Here is an 8578-nt window from a genome sequence, read left to right as displayed (position 1 = left end):
TCAGAGAGTTTCTCCCTAAAGGGAAATCTCTCAATCCGCTGACTGACGAAGAACTTGCTCAATATCTCTCAGCTATTAACGAAAGACCTAGACGACTTCACCATTACAAAACTTCAAAATTTCTGTTTGGGCTAGCCCAAACAGCCTAAATAATGGAATCCTAGTCTATCCATGAACTTGTTGCACTTGACTTGACAATGTGCCGAGAAAATATTTAATAGGTTCTGTTACACAAAATATCATTGCGCAGAATTTTCTAAAAATTCTATGTAAATGCTTGACAGCGATTTCCAAGTATGATACTTTATTCTCATGTTATATTTTATAACACATATTTTTTAGGAGGTGTCTTATGGCATTGATTGAATTTAAAGACGTAAACAAATACTACGGTGATTATCACGCTTTGCGTGATATTAACCTATCCATTGAAAAAGGACAGGTCGTTGTACTCCTTGGCCCATCAGGTTCTGGAAAATCAACACTAATCCGTACTATCAACGCTCTTGAGACAATTGATTCTGGTAATCTCCTTGTGAATGGGCATGAAGTTTCTAATATAAAAGCGAAAGATCTCCAAGCACTTCGCAAAGAAGTCGGAATGGTTTTCCAACATTTCAACCTTTACCCCCACAAAAACGTGTTAGAAAATATAACGTTGGCTCCAAGGAAAGTTTTGGGCTTATCTGACAAAGAAGCCACAACCTTAGCTGAAAAATATTTAACTTATGTTAATATGTGGGACCGAAAAGACTATTATCCTGCCACCTTATCTGGAGGACAAAAGCAACGTGTTGCCATTGCTCGTGGCCTAGCTATGAAACCAGAACTCCTTCTTTTTGATGAACCAACATCAGCATTAGACCCAGAAACTATCGGCGATGTTCTGACAGTCATGCAAAACTTAGCAACTGAGGGAATGAGTATGGTTGTAGTTACTCACGAAATGGGGTTTGCTCGTGAAGTTGCTGACCGCATTATCTTTATGGACCAAGGGACTGTTCTTGTTGATACAACTGATGTCAATGGCTTTTTTGATCATCCAAACGAACCTCGAGCGCAGCAATTCCTCAGCAAGATTATCAACCACACTTCTGAAAAAGTCAGTAAGAAAGGTTAGGTTATCATATGAAAAAAGGAAAAATCTTTACACTGTTAACCCTCCTCATAGTAGGTCTTGGGACAACAACTGTATCAGCTACTGAATCTACAAAGGTAGATGCCATAAAAAAATCAGGTCTTCTTCGTGTAGGTGTCAAACAAGATGTCCCAAACTTTGGTTATCTCAATGCAGAAAACAATCAGTTTGAAGGCATGGAAATTGATATTGCCAAAAAATTAGCTGATAGCCTTGATGTTAAAGTAGAATACACACCAGTAACCACTCAAACACGGGAACCTCTTATGGACAATGGGCAGGTTGATGTGATTATCGCCACTTATACTATTACGGAACAGCGTCAAGCAAATTTCAGCATTTCAGATCCTTACTATTATGATCAAATCGGATTTTTGGTCCGTAAGAAAAGCAACATCCACACTATGGATGACTTAGATGGTCTGACAATTGGGGTCGCTCAAGGAGCAACTACTAAGGCAAACCTGAAAACCTATGCCGAAGAAAACGGATTGACGTTTAAATTTGTACAACTTGGCTCTTACCCAGAATTAACCATGTCACTTCAAGCCAAACGCATCGACGCTTTTTCAGTTGATAAGTCACTCTTATCAGGCTACGTCCACAAAGGCAACCGTATGCTAAAAGACGGTTTTAACACCCAAGCCTACGGGATTGCAACGAAAAAAACAAACACTGATTTAACTGATTTTATCAATGAACAATTAAACAAATGGCGTAAGGATGGCAGTCTGCAAAAAATCTACGATAAATTTAATTTAACACCTGCTGATTCAACTAACTAAGAAAGGAGAAAATATGATTTTAACAACTGCACAACTTAGTCCTTGGGCCTTGGAACGTTGGTCTGGTTTCATAGACTATCTCGATGAATTTGCCCTTGGATTTTTATATACTTTAGGAATAGCGACCTGTGCACTTCTTTTAGCTTTGGCATTAGGAACAGGATTTGCCATGCTGAATCGTCACCGTTCTTTTTTTCTTCGTTTGTTTTCTAGAATTTACGTAGAAGTTTTCCAAAACACTCCCTTACTTGTCCATTTTGTCTTTCTTTACTATGGACTAGCCATCATAACAGATGGCGCAATTCGCATCAATACTTTTTTTACAGCCGTGATTTGCGTCGGACTTTATCACGGTGCCTATATCGCCGAAGTTATTCGCTCTGGTATTGAATCCGTTCCCAAAGGTCAAACAGAAGCTGCCTTATCGCAGGGCTTTTCTCAAAAAGAAACGATGTGGTTGATTATTCTTCCCCAGGCTATTCGCTCTATTTTACCACCTCTGACTAATCAAGTGGTTAACCTGATTAAAAATACGGCAACAGTTGCCATTATTTCTGGAGCAGATGTTATGTTTACCGCCAAAAACTGGGCCTATGATACCTCAAACTACGTTCCTGCCTTTGCTTCTGCTGCTCTTCTTTACTTCATCATGTGCTTCCCTATCGCAAGTTGGGGGCGACGCATTGAAGCAGGCAATAAAAAAGCCTATCACCTCTAAAAGGAGAATGCTATGTCTGATATCTTCACATTAACCAACCTAAGCTTTTTATTAAGCGGTTTAGGGCTGACCCTGTATATCTCTTTCTGCGCCATTATCTTATCAACGCTTTTTGGTAGCATTTTGGCGCTCATGCGTAATCATCAGAAAAAATGGCTGAGCATCCCAGCCACCATCTACATTGAGTTTGTCAGAAATGTACCAAATCTTTTGTGGATTTTCATTATCTTTCTAGTCTTTCAAGTCAAATCAACACCAGCAGGTATCATCGCATTTACAGTGTTTACCTCAGCTGCGCTAGCAGAAATTATTCGCGGAGGACTAAACTCTATTCCTACTGGACAAACAGAGGCAGGACTCGCTCAAGGATTTAATCATATCCAAATCTTTGTTTATATCATTTTCCCCCAAGCCTTTCGGAAAATGTTACCAGCTATTATTTCCCAATTTGTCACGGTTATTAAAGACTCCTCCTTCCTTTACACCGTAATCGCCCTGCAAGAATTTTTCGGAAAAAGTCAAATTCTCATGGGAAAATACTTTGAAACAGGACAAGTGTTTACCCTTTACGCTATCGTTGCAGGAACCTACTTCCTCATCAATTTTGCCATTTCAAGCTACTCCCGACACTTAGCCAAAAGCTGGGCAAGTAGTTTGGAGTAAAAACGATCTTACTAACATCATTAAAGAGGCTAGTTTTCTAACCTCTTTTTCTATTTTAATTAAGGCAAATACAATCCTTTTTCGACACTTTGATCAATCATATCAAGTACCCATTGCCACAAATCTGGACTTTCAGCTTCAATGAAAGCTTTCTTAGCTAAGACCTGATTTTTGGTTAATCCGTCTGGATTATCACCCTTTTCTGCAATTAAAAGATGGTTCATCAGCGGTGCTATGGCATCAACACATCTTGCATATCTAGCCTCAACCGAATTACCTTTCTCGAACTCTTGCCATACATTTAGATAATATTCTTTTTGTTCCATTGGTAAAAAAGAAAAGGTCTGTGTTACTGATGCCAACTCTCGTTCATAAGAGTCCAACTTTCCAATCTCATCAAATACAGAAGTATCTCCTACTCCAATTTCACCAACATCATGCAAGAGTAACATTAGCATCACTTTTTCCATATTAACTAGTTCTGAAAAATATTCTCGTAGTGTTATAGCCATCAGCGCTAATTGCCAAGAATGCTCTGCCGAATTTTCAAAGCGATTGTCCAAGGTTTGATTTTGACGTGTAATGGTTTTAAGTTTTTCAACTTCGTTAAAAAATCTCCACTGGTCTTGTAAATTTGTCAAACTCCCTGCCCTCCTAATTACGTTCAACCGGTTGTGGTCCAAAGCTTTGTGAAGTTGGCATAATTTCAATGCGGTTAATATTGACATGTGCTGGTTGCTCTGCAATCCAAAGTACCGTATTAGCTATATCTTCTGGCTGAAGGCTGTCAGCACCTTTATACAGCATTTCTGCTCTGCCATTGTCCCCCTTAAAACGAACATTAGAAAACTCCGTGCCTCCACAAAGTCCCGGTTCAACATTGGTCACACGCACCTTAGTCCCTGCCAAATCAGCTCGCAATTCAAGGCTAAACTGCTTGACATAAGCCTTAGTTGCTCCATAGACATTACCACCTGGGTAAGGATAAGTTCCAGCAGTTGAGCCAATGTTGATCACATGCCCAGACTTTCTTTCTACCATTTGAGGTAAAATCTGACGTGTCAAATAAGTCAGACCTACGATATTGGTCATAATCATGGTCTGCCAGTCTGAAAAATTAGCCTCATAAGCCTTATCAAGCCCAAGAGCGAGCCCAGCGTTATTAACCAAAATGTCAATCTGCTGCCACTCTCTAGGCAAGCTAGCTAGCGCTGCATCAATAGATGCCAAATCTGTCACATCCATCGTCAAAGGGTAAAAATTCTCCCCATACTGTTCTTTTAAAATCATCAACTTCTCGAAGCGCCTTGCAGCGCCAATTACTCGATAACCTTTGTTAATAAAACTTGCTGCCATCGTCGTGCCAAAACCAGCTGAAGCTCCTGTAATCATCACTGTATTTGTCATTCGTCATCCTCCTTTTTTCTTTATCATATCACTTTTTGTGAAAAAAATCATGTAAGGGCTTTACTTTTGTGTGACTAAAGTAGTATAATAAACAAAAAGATTAAAGGAGATTTTAGGATGATCACATTTGACCATGTTTCTAAGCAATATGGAGATAAATTTGCTCTTAGTGACCTTAATTTAACCATTGAAAATGGGGAAATTTTTGGGCTCATCGGGCACAATGGCGCTGGTAAAACCACGACAATTTCTACTCTGACCTCTATCATTGAACCGACCTACGGAGACATCACTGTCGATAACATGAAGTTAACTGAACACCGTGATGACATTAAGCGTAAAATTGCCTATGTACCAGATTCACCAGATATCTTTTTAAATCTAACTGCTGACGAATATTGGCACTTTTTAGCGAAAATTTATGGTGTTTCAGATGAAGAGACTGAAAAACGTATCGAAGAGCTTGCTAATCTTTTTGACATCTATGATCGCCGCTTTGAGACAATCAGTAGCTACTCACACGGTATGCGCCAAAAAGCCATTATTATCGGTGCCCTTGTGCCAAATCCTGATATTTGGATTTTAGATGAACCATTGACTGGTCTTGATCCACAAGCATCATTTGACTTAAAAGAAATGATGAAACAACACGCCAGTCAAGGTAACACTGTCATATTCTCAACTCACGTTTTAGCGGTTGCTGAACAACTCTGTGATCGTATTGGTATCCTTCGTCAAGGAAAGTTAATTTTCGTTGGAACCCTTGCTGAATTAAAAGCAGACCATCCTGATAAAGATTTAGAAACCATTTACTTGGAACTTGCGGGTCGCAAAACTGACAGCGAAAAGGTAGGTGAGGCCTAATGAATTGGTCAACAATTTGGGAACTTTTTAAAGTCAATATCCTCTATTCAAATCCACAAAATCTTGTCAATATCCGTAATAAACAGGCTAAAAATCCTAAGAAAAAAATTCAAGCCTATAAAAGTATCCTTACCCAGCAACTCCTTGCTTTGTTCTTTTTCGGTGTCACTTATAGTGCTATCTTGGCTATTTATGACTATAGCAAATTCCCTGGGATGTTTACTACTTATATTTTAATGTTCATGGCTTTAACATTGGTCTCTGCTTTTCCTCCCATGTTTACAGTCTTTTATGATAGCCAAGACACAAAACTCTATTTACCACTGCCAATCAAAGCAGGTGAAATCCTTGTAGCTAAAATTTTAGCCTCCTTAGGAATGGCAATTCCCTATATCATCCCCGCTCTTGGCTTGATGATTTTTCTTTACCTACGATTGATGAATCCTGTTTTTGCAGTTCTACTTGCATTTGTGAACTTTTTGGTTATTAGTTTAGTAACTCTCAGCTTCTCAGTCATTGTAGTCAATCGCGTTGGCTCTATCCTCGTTAAAAGTCCACATAAGAAACTCATTTCTACTGGGCTAATTGGCTTATCGCAACTCGTTGCTATTGTCGGATTGATTTTGATTAATGCTAGCAACTCATCTAATATTGAATTATCAGCTAGTGGTTTGCCTGATTTTCCAATCATGCCATTTATCAGTGGTTTTTACGATGTAGCCCTGAATCCTTTTTCATTAGGTAGTTTGCTCAATTATTGGACTTGGTATCTTTTGTTAGTGGTTCTCATCATTGTCATTTTCAAAATGGTCATTCCTGGTTACTATGGTCAATTATTAGAAATTGATAGCAGTTCAACAGTAATCAAAAAACGCCAAACAAAACAACACTCTCAACGACAACTTTGGATTCGTCACCACTTATCAACTCTTAAAATTCCAACTCTTTGGACAACTGCTTTGATTACTTCAAATCTCTTTATTTTTATGATGATTGGTCCAATTAGCGCTGGTAACTTCAAGGCTCACTCTATCTCCCCTGCTTACTTTGGTATAGCTCTGACAATCGGTGCTGCCATCGGATTGATGTCTACTGTTTTCACTTCCGTTGGTATGTCACTAGAGAGAGAAAGTTTCACGTTTATTAAAACGCTCCCAATGAATTTTTCTCAATTTTTAAAAGAGAAATTCTTCATTTTATACCTTATTCAAGCAGGTATCCCAGCGCTAATTTATGCTAGCTTGGGAGCTGTTCTCGGTTTTCATTTCACTCTGATAATTAGTCTAGTTATTGGTATTTTCTTATCCTCATTTATTTTAGGACAGTTTGACTATCGTCGCGATCAAAAAAATCTGATGCTCAATTGGCAAAATATCAACCAACTTTTGACACGAGGTAATCGCCAAATTTGGCAAATGGTAATAGGAATCGTGTTTTTCCTAGGATTCCTCGCACTAATCGTAGGTGCTATTATCCTTTCATTTACCATCGGTGCTTTAAACACTAGTCTTCTTCTTCTCTTTTTGACACTAATTATTGCATCAGGACTTGAAATCTATATTTACAACAGTTTTTGGAAAAACTTGTAACACATTTAGCTCTCGGAAAATATTCGGGAGCTTTTTAAAGCGACAGACATCCATTCTAGTACAATTCTAACATTCCTCAAAATTAAATTTAGCAGTTTAAGTGATAGAAATTAAGAAATGCATTAATCTCTCAACGGTTCTTTCATCATAGTAGTATTCTTATCAGCGAAACTACCTGGTAGACACTCTCAGTCTAAGTTTAGAAAAATTATACTTTTCAAGAAATACTATCGATAAGAACAGACTTTTGAGAACTTTAGACTAAAAAATAACATAAGAGGCAATGATATACTCTCCTTATAGCGGATAGTAAAAAAATAAAATTCACTAGAAGCTAAAAGGGGAGTTTTCATATGTCAAAAAGTAGTCCAAAATCAGTAGAGGAAAATTAGAGATTGTATTGAAATATCCAGAAGGTCAGTCAATTGGACAGTTAATCAAAGAGTATCAAGTATCAGACAATACAATTAAGGAGTGGCTAAGAAAATACCAAACTGATGGTATTGACAGCCTTAAGGAAAATCGTACTTGGACACACTATTCGTTAGAATTGAAACAAACAGCTATTGAGAAGTGCCTTCCTGGACAAGGAATCCTAAGAATGATTTGTCACAAATATAATATTTCAAATACCTACGTTCTCAGAAGATGGTTAAAAAAGTATTGAGGCTTATATCTATATTTTACAATAACAAACGATTTCAAGAGAAGTATAACGACCTTCCCCCTCTTGAAGTAAGGAGAAAGGCCGTGGCTTAATCGATTATTATTTCATTGTCTACTTGACAGGAAGCAGTTTATTTTGATGCTGATTTCGCCAGCTTCATTTTCCACCTCCAATGGTCTCCCAAACCTTAACGATTGTGACGAAATCTGTTCGTCTTATTTCCCCACCTTACAAATGACCTTTGGGACGCCACACACCACATTAGGATAAGTGCTAACAAAAATTTACTAAATAAAATTTAAATGACTATATCATCTTGAATTCTCATGGAAGAAAACTCATACACAAGAAAAAAGGAGGACAGCAAAAAGTTTGAAAAATGGTCAATGACTCAGATTAACGTTGTCAAAAGATGTTCAATTTTTAAGAGAAAGAGAGTGGGACAAACCATCACGATGGAGGAGCCCACACTCACAAAACAATGACAACCAATAGGCAAAGCCCTCGCTAAGTGCGATACTCTTAGTGAGGGCTTTGTGGTTGATAACTTAATGATAAATCTATCAAGGGACAAACTAATCCACTCTATCTACGAGAACCCCAAAATATCGCCTAAGAATCATGAGTATAAAAATACGACTACTATTAGAGAGACAAGTCCTCATCATTAGTTAGGAGGAAACGACTATGGATATCATCTATACATCTTGTGCTGGCATTGATATTCACCAAGCTATGATAGCTGTC

At 38.1% G+C, this 8578-nt stretch carries 9 protein-coding genes and 1 pseudogene; 8 read left to right on the top strand and 2 right to left on the bottom strand.

Going from position 1 to position 8578, the window contains the following annotated elements:
* The 5 genes and pseudogenes from GZ996_RS11325 to GZ996_RS11305 all read left to right on the top strand — a co-directional run.
* Positions 1-149 (top strand): annotated as a pseudogene (locus tag GZ996_RS11325) (IS30 family transposase); the annotation flags it as partial.
* Between the two features lie 203 nt (positions 150-352).
* Positions 353-1120: an amino acid ABC transporter ATP-binding protein gene (locus tag GZ996_RS11320; protein WP_156807237.1), complete on the top strand. Its 768-nt coding sequence runs from the start codon at positions 353-355 to the stop codon at positions 1118-1120.
* A gap of 8 nt (positions 1121-1128) precedes the next feature.
* Positions 1129-1923, top strand: a complete 795-nt coding sequence (locus tag GZ996_RS11315; RefSeq protein WP_156807238.1) for a transporter substrate-binding domain-containing protein — start codon at positions 1129-1131, stop codon at positions 1921-1923.
* Positions 1924-1936: 13 nt separating this feature from the next.
* Positions 1937-2641 carry an amino acid ABC transporter permease gene (locus GZ996_RS11310; protein ID WP_162012109.1) on the top strand — a complete coding sequence of 235 codons (705 nt, stop codon included), beginning with the start codon at positions 1937-1939 and terminating at the stop codon, positions 2639-2641.
* 12 nt (positions 2642-2653) lie between these two features.
* Positions 2654-3304 carry an amino acid ABC transporter permease gene (locus GZ996_RS11305; protein ID WP_161980992.1) on the top strand — a complete coding sequence of 217 codons (651 nt, stop codon included), beginning with the start codon at positions 2654-2656 and terminating at the stop codon, positions 3302-3304.
* A 59-nt stretch (positions 3305-3363) separates the two neighbouring features.
* Here GZ996_RS11305 and GZ996_RS11300 read toward each other — a convergent pair whose 3' ends face one another.
* The gene (locus GZ996_RS11300; RefSeq protein WP_238386432.1) at positions 3364-3945 is read right to left on the bottom strand and encodes an HD domain-containing protein; all 582 of its coding nucleotides are present in this window, start codon (positions 3943-3945) and stop codon (positions 3364-3366) included.
* Between the two features lie 13 nt (positions 3946-3958).
* Positions 3959-4711: an SDR family oxidoreductase gene (locus tag GZ996_RS11295; protein WP_161979773.1), complete on the bottom strand. Its 753-nt coding sequence runs from the start codon at positions 4709-4711 to the stop codon at positions 3959-3961.
* Positions 4712-4828: 117 nt separating this feature from the next.
* Between GZ996_RS11295 and GZ996_RS11290 the strand changes: the two genes are divergently transcribed.
* The 3 genes from GZ996_RS11290 (at position 4829) to GZ996_RS11280 (ending at position 7831) form a co-directional block, all read left to right on the top strand.
* Positions 4829-5575 (top strand): ABC transporter ATP-binding protein, encoded by a 747-nt coding sequence (locus GZ996_RS11290; RefSeq protein ID WP_162012107.1) that lies wholly within the window; start codon positions 4829-4831, stop codon positions 5573-5575.
* Positions 5575-7164: an ABC transporter permease gene (locus GZ996_RS11285; protein WP_162012106.1), complete on the top strand. Its 1590-nt coding sequence runs from the start codon at positions 5575-5577 to the stop codon at positions 7162-7164. The genes GZ996_RS11290 and GZ996_RS11285 overlap by 1 nt, the downstream gene beginning before the upstream one ends.
* A gap of 373 nt (positions 7165-7537) precedes the next feature.
* Positions 7538-7831: a helix-turn-helix domain-containing protein gene (locus GZ996_RS11280; RefSeq protein WP_338014799.1), complete on the top strand. Its 294-nt coding sequence runs from the start codon at positions 7538-7540 to the stop codon at positions 7829-7831.
* Positions 7832-8578: the final 747 nt, after the last annotated feature.

The organism is Streptococcus sp. S784/96/1 (genome assembly GCF_902729355.1).
GTDB lineage: Bacteria > Bacillota > Bacilli > Lactobacillales > Streptococcaceae > Streptococcus > Streptococcus caledonicus.
Note: the sequence above shows the minus strand (reverse complement) of the source record. Positions and strands in the feature narration are given on the sequence as shown.